This window comes from Fulvivirga ulvae, assembly GCF_021389975.1.
GTDB classification, from domain to species: Bacteria; Bacteroidota; Bacteroidia; order Cytophagales; family Cyclobacteriaceae; genus Fulvivirga; species Fulvivirga ulvae.
The window spans coordinates 4,422,853-4,439,707 of the sequence record NZ_CP089981.1 but is presented as its reverse complement, the minus strand read 5'-3'; the positions used below and the strand labels follow the sequence as shown (position 1 = coordinate 4,439,707).

Genomic DNA, 16,855 nt, shown 5'->3' with positions numbered 1-16,855 from the left:
TTTACTCAGAAATAACGTTTGATTGAACTAAATTAATTAAAATTAGTATTTTCTATTGATGATTTCGCTAAGGATGATCGCTTTGCGCGCTCCTTCTTCATCCTGAAGCATCTCCAAAACCTCGCCTGCAACCGAATTTTCTTCCTCCGTTTCGTATGGCTTAAAATGTTCCATTCTTTCCAATGGTTCATCCAGGCTTACGAGTTCGTCAATTGTTTTCAGCTTCTTGGCCTCATTTACAGACCTGCTATAAGTTTCCCGAATTTCATCATCGGCATATTCATCTTCATAAGAATAGACCTCTTCTTCATAAGAGTATGGGGGCGTCTCTTCAGGCTCTTGCTTACGAGGAGCTTCTTCTCCTGTAAATTCCCTGAGCAGCTCTTCAAAGGTGAGTGTTTTTTCTGTTTTTTCCCGGGAGAATCTATAGATCCTCCCTGGTCTGATGTGGTTGGTGGATTGCCCTCTTTCTTAGCTTTTAAGACCCTCGAAAGAATGGCAATAACAATAAATATGATATAAAGTATTAATTCGACATCCATGGTTTAACAAATTTATCATTTTTAATTTTAAATTTGTTGCCTTTGCTTTGATTAAAAATGCTATAGTTAGCATCAGGGCAATCAAATCTTTTAATTAGTTTTAAGTGAATGCAACTTTCCAAGCTAGAGATCAAGGGTTTTAAGAGTTTTGGTGATAAGGTAACGATAAACTTTGATGAAGGTATTACCGGGATCGTTGGACCAAACGGGTGTGGAAAATCAAACATTGTTGATTCTATCCGCTGGGTGCTGGGAGAACAGAGCAGCAGAACATTGCGCTCTGAAAAGATGGAAAATGTAATTTTTAACGGCACTAAAAAACGTAAGCCTACGCAGCTTGCTGAAGTTTCACTCACCTTTAATAATACTAAAAACTTACTACCTACAGAATACTCCCAGGTAACGATCACCAGACGTTACTACAGATCCGGTGAAAGCGAATATCTGCTGAATGGTGTTACCTGCAGGTTAAAAGATATTACCAACCTTTTTCTTGATACAGGTATTGCTTCCAACAGTTACGCTATCATAGAACTAAAAATGGTGGATGACATCCTTAATGACAAGGATAATTCCAGAAGAGGGTTATTTGAAGAGGCTGCAGGAATATCGAAATTCAAAAAAAGGAAAAAAGAAACCCTCAAAAAGCTACAGGATACTGATGCTGACCTTGAGCGTGTAGAGGATCTCTTGTATGAAATAGAAAAAAATATGAAGTCTCTTGAGCGGCAAGCCAAGCAGACTGAAAAATATTATAAACTAAAAGAAGAGTATAAAAGGTCAAGTATCCTCCTGGCAAAGCTTACCATAAGCAAACACACGGAGAGCTATCAACAGCTTAGAAAACAGATTGAGTCAGAAAATGACAAAAAGATAAGCCTCAACAAACAGGTCAGTGAAAAAGAGGCTAGCCTGGAAAAGTCGAAGGCAGATCTTATTAATAAGGAGAAAACTCTGGCATCCAGACAAAAGACGCTCAACGAGCATGTAAACAAGATCAGGCAATACGAGAGCGAAAAAAAGATTAAAAATGAACGTCTGAGGTTTTTAAATGACAAATCCGAAAGCCTGAGAGACCAGATTGAGCAAGACCGGAAAAGTAATGAAAGGGCCAAATTCAGTGTTGAAAGTCTTACGCATGAAAGAAGCTCTGCCCAGAAAATACTGAATGAAATTGAGCAAAAGGTTGCCTTTCTAAAGGAGGATTACGAAATCCAGAAAAGGAAAACCTCTCAACTACAGGAGGAAACAGATACCCTGCGAAAAATTCAGAAGAATAAGCAGGAAGAGGTTTACCAATTAAAAAAATCTGTTGAAATCAAAGAGCTACAGCTTTCCAGCTTAAAACAGGAGCTTGAAAAAACAGCCACGGATACCAGCCAGCAGAGTGCCAGCTTAATAGAATTCGATAAGAAGGTTAATGCCTTGTCTGAGCAACTGGCTGTAAAAAACAAAGAGCAACAGAAACTGCAGGCTTCGGAGGAAGACATTCAAAACAGGATGGAGTCAACCACTAAAACCATCGAGGTAATCCGGGAAGAGCTTACCCAAACTAACAGGAAGCTTGATGCCAGACAAAATGAGTATAATCTAACCAAATCTCTGGTCGAGAATCTCGAAGGCTTTCCCGAGGCCATCAAATTCTTAAAGAAAAAAACAGGATGGAAAAAGAATGCTCCCCTCCTATCTGATATACTCACCTGTGATGATGAATACAGGGTGACTATAGAGAATTACCTGGAACCATACCTTAATTATTATGTAGTTGATCAGGAAGCAGAGGCTTATGAAGCGATCAATATTTTAAGTGATGCAGCCAAGGGCAAAGCCAATTTCTTCATTCTGGATTCCTTTGAGAAGTTTACCCCATCCGATACCAGACTGTACGACAACGCCTTCCCTGCCACTGAAATCATGGAATATGACAGTAAGTACAGGAAATTAATGGGGCACATTCTGGACAGGGTTTATATCCTGGAAGGTGACTATAAAAATATACCTCAGGATGATGACAATATTTTCATCACCAAAAGTGGTAAGGTTACGCGACGAAGGTTCAGCATTTCCGGGGGGTCGGTAGGTCTTTTTGAAGGAAAGAAGATAGGACGTGCAAAAAACCTGGAGAAGCTAGACAAGGAAATAAAGCAGCTCTCTAAAAAACTAAGTGAAGTACAGCAAAGCCTCAGCGAAAAGCAAAAAGAGCTGGAAAAGCTAAAGGGTAGTACTAGAAAAAATGAAATTGAAGAGCTGAGGGAAGAGATCAAGCTGATCAATGAAGAGTACATTTCCATTAAAACCAAGCAAGAACAGTTCAGCCAGATGCTTTCTGATGCTGATATGCGCAAGGAAGATATTATCGCCAAGATAGAAGAGCTTACAGAGGCTATTGCCGAAGATAAACCCAACGCCGAAAAAGAAGAAAAGGAGCAACAGGAAAAAGAGATCAGGCTCAGCCATTTGATCTCAGACCTGAACGAACAAAGTGAGCTGCTGGCAGAAAAATCATCGGCATTTAATGAACAGAATATCTTTTATCATCAGCAGGAAAACAGGGTAAAGAGTGTTGAACAGGAAATAGAATATAAGCAGGATGCTTTTGAAAGCAGCAAAGCAAGGATAGAGAAAAATCAGGAAGAGCTGAAGCAAAATGAAACTGAGATCAAGCAACTCGTAGAAAAGGCGGAAACCAGCGACGATGAGCTGATCGGTATGTACGATGAAAAAGAAAGTATCGAGCAGGCAGTAAATGAAGCTGAAAAAGAGTACTATGCAGCCCGGGGGGATATCGACGAGATTGATAAGTCTGCCAGAGAGATACAAAGGAACCGTGAGGGTATCGATACATTGCTCATGGAGCTTCAGAACAAACTCAATGAAACAAAACTTGAGCTAAGCTCCGTCAAGGAAAGACTATCAGTCGAGTTCAATATCAAACTGGATGAGCTGATGGAGGAAGAGCAAGCTGAGGTAACAACCGAAGAAACACCTGATGAATATACCTTGCAGGAGGATGTAGCTAAAATCAAGGACAAACTTGAGAAAATGGGGCCAATCAACCCTATGGCTATGGAGGCCTACCAGGAAATCAAAGAAAGAAACGACTTTATTACTTCCCAGCGAGAAGACCTTTTTAAAGCCAAGGAATCACTGCTTACCACCATTGATGAGATAGATACCGTAGCAAAAACGACCTTCATTGAAGCCTATGAAAAAATAAAGGAAAACTTCATGAAAGTTTTCAGAAGTCTTTTCACTGAAGAGGATGATTGTGACCTGAGGCTGAGTGATCCTGAAAATCCCCTTGAATCAAGCATTGAGATTATAGCTAAACCCAAAGGTAAACGCCCTCTGACCATTAACCAGCTTTCAGGAGGTGAGAAAACTTTAACAGCCACTTCCCTGCTTTTTGCGATCTACCTGTTAAAACCGGCACCCTTCTGTATCTTTGATGAGGTGGATGCTCCTTTGGATGATGCCAACATTGATAAATTCAACCAAATCATAAAGAAATTCTCAAAAGAATCGCAGTTCATCATTGTAACGCACAATAAGCGTACTATGTCCAGCACCGACGTAATCTACGGTATCACTATGATAGAACAAGGTGTATCAAGAGTGGTGCCTGTTGACCTGCGGGAGCTGGCAGATCAGTAGTATCCATGAGTATACTCTTTCATTTATCATCAATTTTTGCAGAACCGATCTCGGGGTGAACCCTGAGATTGATGCCGGAGCGTCTGTTAGCAGATTAATATGTTCCGGTAAAGTATCGAAAATTTGCCCCAGGCTTACTTTTTGAAAGGAGTTTCCCTGAAATTTAACATTCAGAAATTCCCTGATAGAAATGGCCTTTTTAGATGCCAAATTTGATATATCATTTTCAACCAAACATTATATCAAATGAAATCTATCCAAACCAACATCTCTGCTTATATGACGCTAGTACTGTTCGTCGTAGCCAGTTTAAATGCAAACGCTCTTACCACAAAAGAAAGAAACGCAAAAGAAGATCGTATTAAAGGACTTGTAATCTTTTCGATGATCAAGTATATCCAATGGCCTGAAGCCAGCGAAGAGCTTGTTATCGGGATATTATCTGATAACCAGGAAATGATCAACCTGTTTAATGAAATAGCCTCTGACCGCTCCAGTTCAAATAAAAAGATCGTTATCAAATCATTTTCAACAATAGGAGAAGCCACAAAACACTCGGATATTCTCTTTATTCCCAATGAAAGCAGTGCCGAGTTTGAAGCTTATAGCAGCAATGGTCAAAAGGTATTAATCATTACGGAAAAAGAAGGGTTATGCAAACGTGGCAGCGCCATCAATCTCATCACAATTGACGGCAAACTAAGATTTGAGATCAACAAGAAAGTTGTTGAAAAATCAGCATTAAAAATATCTTCAAAACTCACGGAAATGGGTATTGAAGTTTAGTTGTGGCTAACTAATTCAGGAGGAGCCTGGTGGCTTCTCCTGATATTATCACAAATAATGGCTGTAGCCATAGCCACATTTAAAGACTCTGCCTTACCATAACGGGGTATTGTTATTTTCCTGCTTACCTTACTTAAAACCTGTCCGGAAATACCATTAGCTTCATTTCCCATCACCAGTATCCCTCCCTGCCCAAATTGAGTACTATGAACGTCCTCTCCTTCCATCAGTGCACCATATATTGGCAACTCAACTTTACTTAAAAATTCAGGCAGATCTTCATAAAACATATCTACTCTGCAGAATGATCCCTTTGAGGAAGCAATTACCTTCGGATTATAAAAATCAGCGGTCTGAACTGAAGCCACAACCTCTTTGATCCCATACCAGTCAGCGATGCGCAAAATAGTCCCCAGGTTACCCGGGTCATTGATATCGTCAAGAGCAAGTATCCAGGTATTTGAGTACAATTCTATTTCCTTCCGAGCCTTTATACGAACCACTGCAATGGCTGCATCATTGGTTTTTAATGTTCCCAGGGCCCCTAGTTGTTTTGCTGAAGTAGCAATAATTTCAAAATCATTGCGATCCAACACGGCAATACTATTGATAAACTCCTCCGTAGCAATCAGTTGCTTTATTTCATAACCAGAATTTAATACTTCAAGCACACTTTTTGCCCCCTCTACCAAAAAGCATTGTTCTTGTTTCCTGTATTTCTTTAATTGCAGTGATTTGATGAACTTCGCATTACTTTTCGATACCATAATTAGCGTTTGAGTTTGAGGATAGCCCTGTACCTAGTATTTTTTTTAGTTGTTGGTGTAGTCACTTCAGGGTGTCTGGGTACCAAATATCTGAAAGATGGTGAAAAATTGTTGTATAAACAGAAAATAAAAGGTGCCAAGAACCTGGATAAAGAAGAACTTGACCAGCTATATGCGCAGGAGCCCAACAGACAATTTCCCATCATCCCTTTCTCTCCTTATGTATGGTTCTACTATTGGGGTCTGGACAACTATGATATTGCAGCCTACGAGGCCAGACGCGAAGCTGTAAGAGCCAAATGGAATTCAAAAATAGCCCTTGCCAAGACAAAAGATAAAAAGAAAAAGGTTGAACGGTATGAAAGAAAAAAAAGAAAGAAAATAGCCAAGATCAACAGAACCATTCAGGAAGGCAATGTACTCATGCGATGGGGAGAACCTATTGCTGTATTTGATTCCTCCCTGGCTGAACAAACAATGGGAAGACTGAAACTTTACCTAAACTCCAAAGGCTATTTCCAGGCAAAAGTAGATTCTGCCATTGACATTGCAGACAAGCGCCTTTCTATAACCTATTTACTGGATCAGGGAGAACCATACAGGATTGATACCCTCTTCACTCAAACCGGTGACAGCACAATAAGCAAAGTACTGGAGAAAAATAAGGATAAAAGTTATCTGGTGGAAGGTGAGAATTATGAACAAAATAACTTAACAAAGGAAAGGGAAAGAATTGATCTGTTGTTAAAAGATAACGGATATTTTGACTTTAGCCGACAATATGTAGAATTCAATGTAGATACCGCTCTAATAGGTGATAAAAAGATAGCTATTCAAACTGTAATCAATAAACCTTCGAAACGGGGTTATCATAAAGTTTTTACTGTTGGCGCTGTTAACTTCACTACCGATGCAGATGTAAGCCTCATACCTGACTCACTGAGAACGGAAAAGGAATACAGGGGTATTACCTACCGCTACCATAATTATCAATACAATGAAAAAATCCTCAACAGAAGGGTTTTCATCAAAAAAGATAGTGTTTATAGTAAATCGAATACTTTCAGTACGCAGCGACAACTGGCCAACCTTGACCATTTTCGTTTCATTAATATTCATTATGATTCATCAGGGGGTAAGCTTATAGCCAACATATTTACTAGCCCTTTGAACCGCTACCAATGGACCAATGAAGTTGGTATCAATGTAACTCAGGGGTTTCCAGGGCCATTTTACAATCTTTCATTTAAGAAAAGAAACGTATTCAAAGGCCTGGAAATATTTGAAGTTAACGGGCGGATCGGTATTGAAGGAGTAGCCCCAGCTACCGAAGTAAATGATGTGTACACCAGTGTAGAGGCCGGGATTAATGCTACCCTTACATTTCCACAGTTCGTACTGCCTTTGAGTACCAGGGCAAAAGAAAAGCTGGGGAGGGTAAATCCTAAAACACGGTTACTGGCAGGCTATACCTATACAGACAGGCCTGAATACGTTAGGAAAAACACCAATTTTTCAAATACTTACTCATGGCAAAATGAGAACCGGGGATTATTCAGCTTTACAGCAACCGATGTGAGTATTATCAACTCTAACCTGGACTCAGCCTTTCTGGGTACACTACTGGCTCTGGAAAGAAACGGAAACAGGCTCATCAACACGTTTAAACCCTCCTTTGTAAGCAGCATGAGTCTCAGTGCCACATGGAATTTCAACAGCTACGGGCTTAATTTCACCAACTCATCCTTTTTCCGCACATACATAGAAAGCGGGGGTACTTCCCTTAATTTTATAGGTACAGAAACGCTTGAAAATGAAAACCTGGAGTACTACAAGTATATTAAGTTCAATATAGACTACAGAAAGATACATCCTGCCAATAAGAATACCACCATAGCCTACAGGATTAATGCCGGCATAGCCAAACCCTACAGCGACAATAGAATATTGCCCTATGAAAAATACTTCTTTGCCGGAGGTAGCAATGGGATCAGAGCATGGAGGCCCAGACGGCTGGGCCCGGGATCATATACACCGCTTGACTCTGCGGATGGCAAAGTACGTGTTAGTTATAACTTTGAACAACAGGGAGAAATACTACTTGAAGGAAGCCTAGAACTAAGAAAAAACCTTATCGGGTTCATAGACTATGCGGCGTTTGTTGATTTTGGAAATATCTGGACCATACAGGAAGATCCTTCGCGAGAAGGCTCCCAATTCAAATTTGATCGTTTTTATAAAGAAATAGCCGTGGGTGCCGGCCTTGGCCTCCGCTTTGATTTTTCGTTCCTGGTACTCAGACTCGATGCAGGGCTTAAAATCTACGACCCGGCAAGGTCGGAAGAAAAACGTTTTATCCTGTCAAAAGGGTATTATGACCCTCCTTTCACGCCAAGTGCTGCGGAATCAGTTGTGTTTAACATTGGTATCGGATATCCTTTCTAACCTTATCAAGTGTCAGAAATTCAGTAGATTGAATTTCTGACATTTCAAGATGTTTTTAAAGCACTCAACCCCTGCATTGCAAAGAGAACAATTAGTTTTCGTACAGGCATTAATTCAGCCTGTAAATACTAAAGGGTGCTTCTGAATCAACCTAAGCACCCTTTAGCATCTTTATCTTTTATAATAAAATCCAGTTAATAGCTGAGCAATGTTTCCAGCACATCGGCTACTTTATCAGCATTAGGTAACATTTGCTTTTCAAGATCTACATTTAATGGTATGGCTGGCAAATTAGCAGCTCCTAGTGTCTGCACGGGAGCATCCAGGTACTCAAAACACTCTTTGGAGATTCTTCCTGCCAACGACTCAGCAAAAGAGTTCATAAGTGGCTCTTCCGTTAGCACCAGGACCCGGCTATGCTCCTTAACACAAGATTCAACGGCTTCCCAATCAAGAGGATTAAGGGTTCTCAGGTCAAGGATTTCAATCCTGCCCTCATATTTTTTAGATGCAGCTTTGGCCCAGTAGACACCCATGCCATAAGTAATTACAACTGCAGATTCTCCATTAGCAACTTTTCTCTCATCTGCTAGTAACACTTTATTAGCTTTACCTAAAGGAATAATATAATCCTTGTCAGGCTCATGTGTTTTTGCATCACCGGTCCCAGGTACTTTAGACCAGTATAATCCTTTATGTTCAAGCATCACTACCGGGTTCGGATCATGAAAGGCTGCTTTCATAAGTCCTTTCATATCAGCTGCATTTGAAGGATAAACGACTTTTATACCTCTGATATTCAGCAAGGTAGACTCAATACTACCGGAATGGTAAGGGCCTCCTCCTCCATAAGCCCCAATAGGCACCCTGATTAATGACTGAATAGGAAACTTACCCTTTGATAAGTAGCAGCTTTTAGACAACTCCTCCACCAATTGATTGATCCCTGGCCAGATATAATCGGCAAACTGTATTTCTACAATGGCCTTTGCCCCCACTGCCGACATACCGGCAGTCGACCCCACAATATAGGCCTCTTGTATAGGAGTATTGAATATCCTTTCATCTCCATATTTCTGTGCCAGGGTAGCTGCTTCTCTAAAAACCCCTCCGAGGGTTCCTCCTACGTCTTGTCCATAAAACAAGGCTTCAGGATGGTTCTTCAGAATGTCATCCACAGCATGTAGGGCGGCATCAACCATTACAACTTTCTCCGCACCTTCAGGACGCCGCAGGCCCTTTTCTTCGATTATCGGAGTTTGCGCAAATTCATGGCTATCAAAATCATTGATATCAGGATCAGCAGAATTTAATGCATATTCATAGTCCCTGACAACCGTATCAAGGGCCGTATCAGCCAATTCTTTCAGATGCTTTTTGGTTTCACCTGTCTCCAGCAGGTATTTTTCCAGTATTGGTAGCGGATCAGTCTGGGCATGAAGCTTAAGATCTTCATCTCCCCTGTACCACTCCTTTCTGACACCAGAAGTATGGTGCCCCAAAAGCGGACATTTGGCATGCACCAATATGGGACCTTTACGATCTCTGGCATACTGGTAAGCTTTCTTCATACCGAGGAAAGAATCAATAAAATCAGAGCCATTCACTCTCATCCGCTCCATACCTTTAAAACCGGCAGCGAACTCATAGGCATCCATGGTCCTCATTTCCTTACCAGTGGCCGAAATACCCCAATCATTATCCTGAACAAGGTATACTATCGGCAGCTTTTTCAGTACAGCCATTTGGAAAGCCTCTGAAACCTCTCCTTCCGTAACCGAGCCGTCTCCTAACGAGCACAATACCACCGGTTTGTCCTTACCTTCAAGAAGTCCCTGGCTTTCAAGGTATTTCAGTCCATGAGCCATACCTGTAGCTGGTATCGCCTGCATACCAGTGGCAGAACTCTGATGGGGTATGACAGGGAAACCATCCCGCTTCAACGACGGGTGCCCATAATAGGTACGTCCTCCTGAAAAAGGATCATCAGCCTTCCCCATTAACTGAAGCATCAATTCGTAAGGTTGCAAACCTATACCTAACAACACCGACTCATCACGATAGTAGAGAGATGCAAAATCATAGCTTTGAAGCTGCATGCCTGCTGCAAGTTGAATGGCTTCATGTCCCCGTGATGTGCTATGTACATACTTGCTGCATACCTCCTTATTTTCGTCATAGGTTTCGGCCATCCTTTTGGAAGTGCACATTAGTTGGTAGGCCTTAAGGAGGATCTCCCTGTTTACTTTCGGTCTTTGAACTTTCTTTTCGGCTTTAGCTTCTCTTGTTGAGGGCATATATATTGACTTTTTTCTTCTGTTAAGATTTCTGAATGGGTCTGTCTCCAAACAAACGATCGTTTGTTTTACAATCGTTTGCGAATTTACGGAATTTATAAAAAAAGACCTGTGTGATTTTAGAATTTACACCACTTAAATCAATAGTGAAATAGAGACCTGGCCAAAGACAAAGGTTAAATAAAATAGATTCAATATTTTTGCCGGATGCTAACTAAAGATGAGATCACAGACTGGTTTAAAAACCTTCAGGACAATATATGCAAAGAGCTTGAAACAGCCGATGGTTTGGCAAAATTCAGGGAAGACTTTTGGGAACGTGAGGGAGGCGGAGGAGGAAGGTCGCGGACTATAGCCAATGGCGAAGTTATTGAAAAAGGTGGGGTAGGTTTTTCGGCTGTACATGGCGAGACGCCCGAAAATATACTCAAAGCACTAAAGCTAGAAAAGACCGGTTTTTATGCCACAGGTGTATCCATCGTTTTACATCCTCAAAACCCACGAGTGCCGATAATCCACATGAACGTACGGTATTTCGAAATGACCAACGGCACCTGGTGGTTTGGCGGAGGCATCGACCTAACGCCACATTATGTAGATAAAGAAGATGCCAGATACTTCCATCAAAAGCTCAAATCGGTCTGTGACAACCATGATTCTTCCTACTATGGCAAATTTAAAAAGTGGGCTGATGACTACTTCTTCATCAAACACCGTAGTGAAACCAGGGGTATTGGCGGAATATTTTTCGACAGGCTCGGAGCTGAACAGCCTAAATCAAAAGAAGAACTGTTCGCTTTTGTAAAAGAGGTCGGTAGCAGCTTTGCTCCTATATATACTTATTTTATGCACAAAAACAAAAGCATAAGCTATGGAGAAAGGGAGAAGCAGTGGCAAATGATACGTCGAGGCAGGTATGTGGAATTTAACCTGGTATGGGACAAAGGTACAAAATTCGGGCTTGATACAGGGGGCCGTACCGAGTCTATACTCATGAGCTTACCACCACAGGCTAACTGGCTGTACGATCATAAACCGGAGGATGATTCCGAAGAGGCAAAAACTCTGGAGCTTTTGAAAAAAGACATTAACTGGGCTTAAACCAGAATTACCAATCACTATATTAGCATGCTCGAAACACTCATAGAACTTGACAAGGAGCTTTTTCTTTTCCTGAACGGACTCCATACGAAAGCGTTGGATCAGGTGATGTACTGGATCTCAGATAAGCTGATATGGATTCCCTTCTATGCCTGGATACTGTACCTGATCGTTAAAGAATATAAATGGAAAGCAGTTATCTGGCTGGTGGGAATTGGCCTGGCCATAGCGGCCTCTGACCAGATACTTTCAGGCGTGATGAAGCCTTTCTTTGAACGTTATCGCCCATCGAGAGACCCTGAGCTGGAAGGCCTGGTACACATCGTTAATGGATATACGGGAGGCCGGTATGGTTTTGCTTCTTCGCATGCGGGTAATGTATTTGCCCTCACTACTTTTCTTTACCTGCTTTTCAGGGAAAAGTATCACTGGATAGGCTGGCTCTTTATTTGGGCTGCTGTTGTCTCCTATTCGCGGATTTACCTTGGGGTTCATTATCCCGGCGACATACTCACCGGAGCGATTATAGGAACTTTAATGGGTTACTTATTTTTCCGGCTCAGTAATGTCGTCAAAAATAAATATTACCCTGAAACAGCTTAGCCCTTAGCTAAAAGCCGCTGCACGTATTTGCCAATAATATCAAACTCAAGGTTGACAACACTTCCAACCTTAACATCTTTCATATTAGTATGCTCATAAGTATAAGGAATGATAGCAACACTGAAAGCATTCTCCCGGGAATTGAAGCAAGTAAGGCTGATACCATTAATGGTGATGGAACCTTTTTCCACTGTTACATTGCCTGACGAAGAGTCATATTCAAAACCAAACACCCAGCTTCCCTCCTCTTCCTTGATGCTTTTACAAGTAGCAATCTGATCCACATGCCCTTGTACAATGTGCCCGTCAAACCTGCCGTTATTAAGCATACAACGCTCCAAATTAACCTTTTCCCCAGGTTTTAGGTCTCCGATATTCGTCTTTTGCAATGTTTCATCAATAGCTGTTACCCAATGTTTGTTGCCTTCTACTTTCGTTACCGTCAGGCAAACCCCATTATGGGAAACACTCTGATCTATTTTTAGCTGATCAGAAATGGCACTTTCAACTTCAAAATGTTTGTTGGTTCCTTCAGTTTGAATTGTTTTTATTAGCCCCTGAGCTTCAATTATTCCTGTAAACATGCGCTTTTTATTCTTTCCGCTAAGATAATCCAACCTCACCGAGAAAAAAACCGATGGAGCGCAACCTTTCTTCATAAATTTAGTTTATAAAATAAACTACTTTATATTTACAAAAAGTTTATAGTTATGAAACAAGAAAAAGAACACTTAACAAGTGAGGAAAGCCTTGAGATCATCACACGGATGATCAAAACAGCTCAAGGTAATGTAAAAGCGGGAGCTTTTTACTTCCTGTTCTGGGGCTGGATAGCCATGATAGCCAGTTTGGCGCATTTTTACCTGGATATGTATACTGATTATGCCGCACCCTATATGGTATGGCTCATTAGTATTCCGGGTTGGATTGTAACCATGTTATACAGCTACAAAAAAGCCAGCGCGGCAAGAGTCAAGACCTACAGCGACAATTTGATCATGTGGACATGGATTGGCTTTGGCTTTAGTATTTTAGTAGTCATATTTGCGGGGCAACATATTAATTTTCAGATCACACCTTTGATCATGCTTTTTGCCGGACTTTGTACTTTTATCACGGGTTTAATTATCAGGTTCAAGCCTTTAATCATTGGTGGCAGTTCATTTTGGATATTTGCGCCCATTGCATTTTACCTTCCAATAGTGTATTCACCGCTGATCATGGCCGTGGGTATAGTATTTGGCTATCTTATACCAGCTTATATTCTCAAAAAACATAACCCCTAATCGTTATGACTGATTTTAAAGATTTAGACCCTTTATTACATTCCCAGCTCCGGCTGGCGGTTATGTCCTTATTGGTCAGTGTTAAATCTGCTGAATTTGTTTATATCAGGGAAAAAACCAATGCCACCGCAGGTAATTTGAGTGTGCAGATAGATAAGCTCTCTACCGCAGGATACATTGAAGTCGAAAAGACTTTTAAAGGCAAAAAACCTCTGACCACGTGTAAAATCACAAAAAAAGGGCTTCATGCTTTTGAAGAATATGTAAACGCCCTTCAGCAATACATAAAAAAATAATTTTTTTTGAATTTATGGTTTACAAAATAAACTACTTTAAATAATAACGTCATGAAAACTACAATCAACGCAATTTCACTGGCCATTATCTTACTCATTATGCAGGGAAAGGCTATTTGTCTGGCGCAACAACCCGACACCACAAGAATCAATGCCATGCAGAAACTGGAGTCACTGCAGGGTAAATGGTCAGGTTCAGGATGGTATCAAATGGGACGTGAAGCCAAACATCAGATCAACCAGACGGAAAACGTATATACCAAACTTGGCGGTCTGCTCCTGGTGATCGATGGTCTGGGAAAGAACCCACAAACGGACGAGGAAGTATTTGCTGCCTATGGTGTTATACATTATGCTCCGGAAAAAGATATGTACCAGTTTAATGCCTACACCAAAGAAGGATATCATACGCTGGCTTCGGCCAAACTCGAAGGCAACACGCTAACCTGGTGGTTTGATACGCCGCAAGGTGCTACGATAAAATATGTCATCAATTTCACATCAGATACCTGGGTTGAAGACGGCTTTTATTCACCCGATGGCAAACAATGGTATCCTTTCTTTCACATGGACCTAAAAAAACTATAGTAACTAATTTTTGATGCCAGTCGTTTATGATAACTTTGAAGCGTGAAATTTTGCCACGACTGGCATCAAATTTTAATTGAATGACATTAAAAGAAAAGTATCCGATTACCTTGTACAATACCTTATCAGGTAAAAAAGAAGTGTTTGAGCCCATTCATCCTGACCACGTAGGTATGTATGTATGCGGCCCTACAGTTTACAGTGATGTCCACCTTGGTAACGTAAGGACTTTCATGTGTTTTGATGTCATCTACAGGTACCTCATGTATGTTGGTTACAAAGTAAGGTATGTGCGTAACATCACCGACGTTGGACACCTTGAAAATGATGCCGACGAAGGAGAAGATAAAATTGCCAAGAAAGCCCGCCTGCAACAGCTTGAGCCTATGGAAATTGTACAACAATATACCAATGGTTTCCACCAGGTGCTTGATCAATTCAATTTTCTACCTGTAAGTATTGAACCCAGTGCCACCGGCCATATCATGGAACAAATAGAAATGGTACAGGCTCTGATAGATAACGGCTACGCCTATGAAGTGAACGGATCAGTTTATTTTGATGTATCCAAATACGATAAAGCCAATAACTATGGCAAACTCTCGGGCCGCAAGATAGAGGAGCTGATGGAAAGTGGTCGTACTCTTGATAGTCAGGATGAAAAGAGAAATAAAATTGACTTTGCTGTCTGGAAAAAGGCCTCCCCTACCCATATCATGAGGTGGAACTCTCCATGGGGAGAAGGATTCCCCGGCTGGCACCTGGAATGTACCGTTATGAGCACCAAATATTTAGGTGAGTCATTTGATATTCACGGCGGAGGAATGGACCTTATTTTCCCTCATCATGAATGTGAAATTGCCCAGTCTATCGGATCAACGGGTAAGGACCCGGTCAAATACTGGCTGCACTCCAATATGCTTACCGTTAATGGTCAGAAGATGAGCAAATCACTGGGAAATTCATTCCTGCCGCACCAGCTTTTTACCGGTGACCATGAATTACTAGATAAAGGTTATAGCCCGATGGTAGTTCGTTTTTTCATGCTACAGTCGCACTACTCCAGTACACTGGATTTTTCCAATGAAGCGCTACAGGCAGCAGAAAAAGGCTATAAAAGGCTAATGGAAGGTTATAAGATCTCCACTAACCTGGCTTACGGCAATGGCCAGATTGAGAACGAACTGGAAAACCGAACCAAAGAGCTGATCAGTGACTTATTCAAAAATATGGGTGACGATTTTAACACTGCAAAAACGCTCGCCGTGCTTTTTGAGATCACTACCATGATGAATAACTTCAAGTCAGGCAACCTGAAAGTCGGCCAGCTTTCAAAGCAAACGTTTGATGAACTTATTGTTCATTATCAAGGCTTTATCTCAGATGTACTGGGAATCAAAGAAGAAAAAGAAAGCAGCAACGATCTGCTAAATGGCGTAATCGACGTATTAATAAACCTTCGCCAAAATGCCAAAGAAGCTAAAAATTACCAGCTATCTGATAAAATAAGGGACGATTTGAAAAATCTTGGTGTTATTCTCAAAGATAGCAAAGAAGGTACTGAGTACTCTTTGATGTAAAAATGACTTTACTCCTGCTGTTTGAAGCTTATAAAACTAATATTAATTCTCCCTGTACGGTTCTATCAACTGGCAATAAGTCCATTGTTAGGCTCCAATTGCAGGCATACACCAACATGCTCCAGCTATATGATAGAGGCCATTGAGGTATGGGGCCCATTGAAAGGGACATGGCTTGGGCTAAAGAGAATATCCCGATGTCATCCCTGGGGTACCAGTGGCTATGATCCTGTTCCCAAAAAGGACAACTAGTCTTATTTAACTGCTATCTTTAATCTTAAAACTTCCGCTGTATCCACAATTTCTATAAAATAATTGCCGGCCTCCAGAGGAGGTAGTTCTATGATCTCAGTATCTTTTTGTAAAACCTGATCCGACAACTGTACCCCATTGGTGGAGAAAACAGATATTTTAGTCCCTGAAAGCATTATTCGGTTAAATTTCAGCTTTGTATTAACATTGGAAGATAACGGGTTGGGGTAGACCATAATATCGTCCAGATTACGGTAATACATACTTATTTTCACCGGTTTGGTGTACGAATAGCCTCCTTTGGCATCAATGATCTTTAGCCTGTAGTACGCCGTACTCCATTTTGGCGCAAGGCTTTTCATGCAATATTCACGAGCATCACTGGCCTTTATATGATCCAGCGTAGTCCATGAGTCATCAGACTGGCAGGTTTCGATTGTAAAATCACGTATATCAGCATCCGGAGAGGTAGTCCATTTGAAGTCAAGGGTATAACCGTTTTTTGCCACATTAAAATAAACCACCAGGTCACTGAAAGGATTGCTCACTCTCTCAGGAAAGGATGTAGTATGCGCGAAGGAAATAAATACAAAAAATGACGGGATCAGAAAAATCAGAATTTTCCGGATAATAAAAACAAACGAACTCATTATTTAAA

Annotated in this window: 16 protein-coding genes; 10 read left to right on the top strand and 6 right to left on the bottom strand. The window is 41.0% G+C overall.

The window, feature by feature from the left end; all coding sequences use genetic code 11:
* Window positions 1-42 precede the first annotated feature (42 nt).
* On the bottom strand, window positions 43-174 hold the full coding sequence (locus tag LVD17_RS28515) for a hypothetical protein (RefSeq protein WP_255702483.1): 132 nt from the start codon (window positions 172-174) through the stop codon (window positions 43-45).
* Between the two features lie 62 nt (window positions 175-236).
* Entirely contained in the window at window positions 237-542 is a 306-nt protein-coding gene (locus LVD17_RS18960) for a hypothetical protein (RefSeq protein ID WP_233760581.1), read from the bottom strand.
* Window positions 543-650: 108 nt separating this feature from the next.
* Here LVD17_RS18960 and smc point away from each other — a divergent pair, with 108 nt between their 5' ends.
* The gene (gene smc, locus LVD17_RS18955; protein WP_233760580.1) at window positions 651-4,196 is read left to right on the top strand and encodes a chromosome segregation protein SMC; all 3,546 of its coding nucleotides are present in this window, start codon (window positions 651-653) and stop codon (window positions 4,194-4,196) included.
* Window positions 4,197-4,442: 246 nt separating this feature from the next.
* The gene (locus tag LVD17_RS18950; RefSeq protein ID WP_233760579.1) at window positions 4,443-4,982 is read left to right on the top strand and encodes a YfiR family protein; all 540 of its coding nucleotides are present in this window, start codon (window positions 4,443-4,445) and stop codon (window positions 4,980-4,982) included.
* Here LVD17_RS18950 and LVD17_RS18945 read toward each other — a convergent pair.
* The gene (locus LVD17_RS18945) at window positions 4,979-5,749 is read right to left on the bottom strand and encodes an RNA methyltransferase (RefSeq protein WP_233760578.1); all 771 of its coding nucleotides are present in this window, start codon (window positions 5,747-5,749) and stop codon (window positions 4,979-4,981) included. The two genes, LVD17_RS18950 and LVD17_RS18945, sit on opposite strands and share 4 nt — an antisense overlap.
* Before the next feature lie 9 nt (window positions 5,750-5,758).
* Here LVD17_RS18945 and tamL point away from each other — a divergent pair, with 9 nt between their 5' ends.
* Window positions 5,759-8,194 (top strand): translocation and assembly module lipoprotein TamL, encoded by a 2,436-nt coding sequence (gene tamL, locus LVD17_RS18940; protein WP_233760577.1) that lies wholly within the window; start codon window positions 5,759-5,761, stop codon window positions 8,192-8,194.
* 194 nt (window positions 8,195-8,388) lie between these two features.
* On the opposite strand, the gene LVD17_RS18935 is transcribed toward tamL, so the two are convergent.
* The gene (locus LVD17_RS18935; RefSeq protein ID WP_233760576.1) at window positions 8,389-10,491 is read right to left on the bottom strand and encodes an alpha-ketoacid dehydrogenase subunit alpha/beta; all 2,103 of its coding nucleotides are present in this window, start codon (window positions 10,489-10,491) and stop codon (window positions 8,389-8,391) included.
* Window positions 10,492-10,698: 207 nt separating this feature from the next.
* Here LVD17_RS18935 and hemF point away from each other — a divergent pair, with 207 nt between their 5' ends.
* Together hemF and LVD17_RS18925 are read left to right on the top strand one after the other, a co-directional pair.
* Window positions 10,699-11,592, top strand: coding sequence for an oxygen-dependent coproporphyrinogen oxidase (gene hemF / locus LVD17_RS18930; RefSeq protein ID WP_233760575.1), 894 nt, complete (start codon window positions 10,699-10,701; stop codon window positions 11,590-11,592).
* 27 nt (window positions 11,593-11,619) lie between these two features.
* A complete protein-coding gene (locus tag LVD17_RS18925; RefSeq protein ID WP_233760574.1) occupies window positions 11,620-12,195 on the top strand; it encodes a phosphatase PAP2 family protein in 576 nt (191 codons plus the stop codon).
* On the opposite strand, the gene LVD17_RS18920 is transcribed toward LVD17_RS18925, so the two are convergent.
* Entirely contained in the window at window positions 12,192-12,779 is a 588-nt protein-coding gene (locus tag LVD17_RS18920) for a riboflavin synthase (protein ID WP_233767976.1), read from the bottom strand. The two genes, LVD17_RS18925 and LVD17_RS18920, sit on opposite strands and share 4 nt — an antisense overlap.
* Window positions 12,780-12,905: 126 nt before the next feature.
* Between LVD17_RS18920 and LVD17_RS18915 the strand changes: the two genes are divergently transcribed.
* The 5 genes from LVD17_RS18915 (at window position 12,906) to yidD (ending at window position 16,197) form a co-directional block, all read left to right on the top strand.
* Window positions 12,906-13,481 carry a hypothetical protein gene (locus LVD17_RS18915; RefSeq protein WP_233760573.1) on the top strand — a complete coding sequence of 192 codons (576 nt, stop codon included), beginning with the start codon at window positions 12,906-12,908 and terminating at the stop codon, window positions 13,479-13,481.
* A 5-nt stretch (window positions 13,482-13,486) separates the two neighbouring features.
* A complete protein-coding gene (locus LVD17_RS18910) occupies window positions 13,487-13,777 on the top strand; it encodes a winged helix-turn-helix domain-containing protein (RefSeq protein ID WP_233760572.1) in 291 nt (96 codons plus the stop codon).
* A 51-nt stretch (window positions 13,778-13,828) separates the two neighbouring features.
* On the top strand, window positions 13,829-14,365 hold the full coding sequence (locus LVD17_RS18905) for a hypothetical protein (RefSeq protein WP_233760571.1): 537 nt from the start codon (window positions 13,829-13,831) through the stop codon (window positions 14,363-14,365).
* An 80-nt stretch (window positions 14,366-14,445) separates the two neighbouring features.
* The gene (cysS, locus tag LVD17_RS18900) at window positions 14,446-15,945 is read left to right on the top strand and encodes a cysteine--tRNA ligase (protein ID WP_233760570.1); all 1,500 of its coding nucleotides are present in this window, start codon (window positions 14,446-14,448) and stop codon (window positions 15,943-15,945) included.
* Window positions 15,946-15,975: 30 nt separating this feature from the next.
* Entirely contained in the window at window positions 15,976-16,197 is a 222-nt protein-coding gene (yidD, locus tag LVD17_RS18895) for a membrane protein insertion efficiency factor YidD (protein WP_233767975.1), read from the top strand.
* A gap of 2 nt (window positions 16,198-16,199) precedes the next feature.
* Here the strand turns inward: yidD and LVD17_RS18890 are convergent, their stop codons facing one another.
* Complete coding sequence (locus LVD17_RS18890; protein ID WP_233760569.1) at window positions 16,200-16,847, bottom strand: T9SS type A sorting domain-containing protein; 648 nt, start codon at window positions 16,845-16,847, stop codon at window positions 16,200-16,202.
* Window positions 16,848-16,855: the final 8 nt, after the last annotated feature.

Bases quoted from the DNA above. Each gene is read 5' to 3' on its own strand.
- LVD17_RS28515 (WP_255702483.1), bottom strand. From the start codon at position 174: ATGGAACATTTTAAGCCATACGAAACGGAGGAAGAAAATTCGGTTGCA.
- LVD17_RS18960 (WP_233760581.1), bottom strand. From the start codon at position 542: ATGGATGTCGAATTAATACTTTATATCATATTTATTGTTATTGCCATT.
- smc (WP_233760580.1), top strand. From the start codon at position 651: ATGCAACTTTCCAAGCTAGAGATCAAGGGTTTTAAGAGTTTTGGTGAT.
- LVD17_RS18950 (WP_233760579.1), top strand. From the start codon at position 4,443: ATGAAATCTATCCAAACCAACATCTCTGCTTATATGACGCTAGTACTG.
- LVD17_RS18945 (WP_233760578.1), bottom strand. From the start codon at position 5,749: ATGGTATCGAAAAGTAATGCGAAGTTCATCAAATCACTGCAATTAAAG.
- LVD17_RS18935 (WP_233760576.1), bottom strand. From the start codon at position 10,491: ATGCCCTCAACAAGAGAAGCTAAAGCCGAAAAGAAAGTTCAAAGACCG.
- hemF (WP_233760575.1), top strand. From the start codon at position 10,699: ATGCTAACTAAAGATGAGATCACAGACTGGTTTAAAAACCTTCAGGAC.
- LVD17_RS18925 (WP_233760574.1), top strand. From the start codon at position 11,620: ATGCTCGAAACACTCATAGAACTTGACAAGGAGCTTTTTCTTTTCCTG.
- LVD17_RS18920 (WP_233767976.1), bottom strand. From the start codon at position 12,779: ATGTTTACAGGAATAATTGAAGCTCAGGGGCTAATAAAAACAATTCAA.
- LVD17_RS18915 (WP_233760573.1), top strand. From the start codon at position 12,906: ATGAAACAAGAAAAAGAACACTTAACAAGTGAGGAAAGCCTTGAGATC.
- LVD17_RS18910 (WP_233760572.1), top strand. From the start codon at position 13,487: ATGACTGATTTTAAAGATTTAGACCCTTTATTACATTCCCAGCTCCGG.
- LVD17_RS18905 (WP_233760571.1), top strand. From the start codon at position 13,829: ATGAAAACTACAATCAACGCAATTTCACTGGCCATTATCTTACTCATT.
- cysS (WP_233760570.1), top strand. From the start codon at position 14,446: ATGACATTAAAAGAAAAGTATCCGATTACCTTGTACAATACCTTATCA.
- LVD17_RS18890 (WP_233760569.1), bottom strand. From the start codon at position 16,847: ATGAGTTCGTTTGTTTTTATTATCCGGAAAATTCTGATTTTTCTGATC.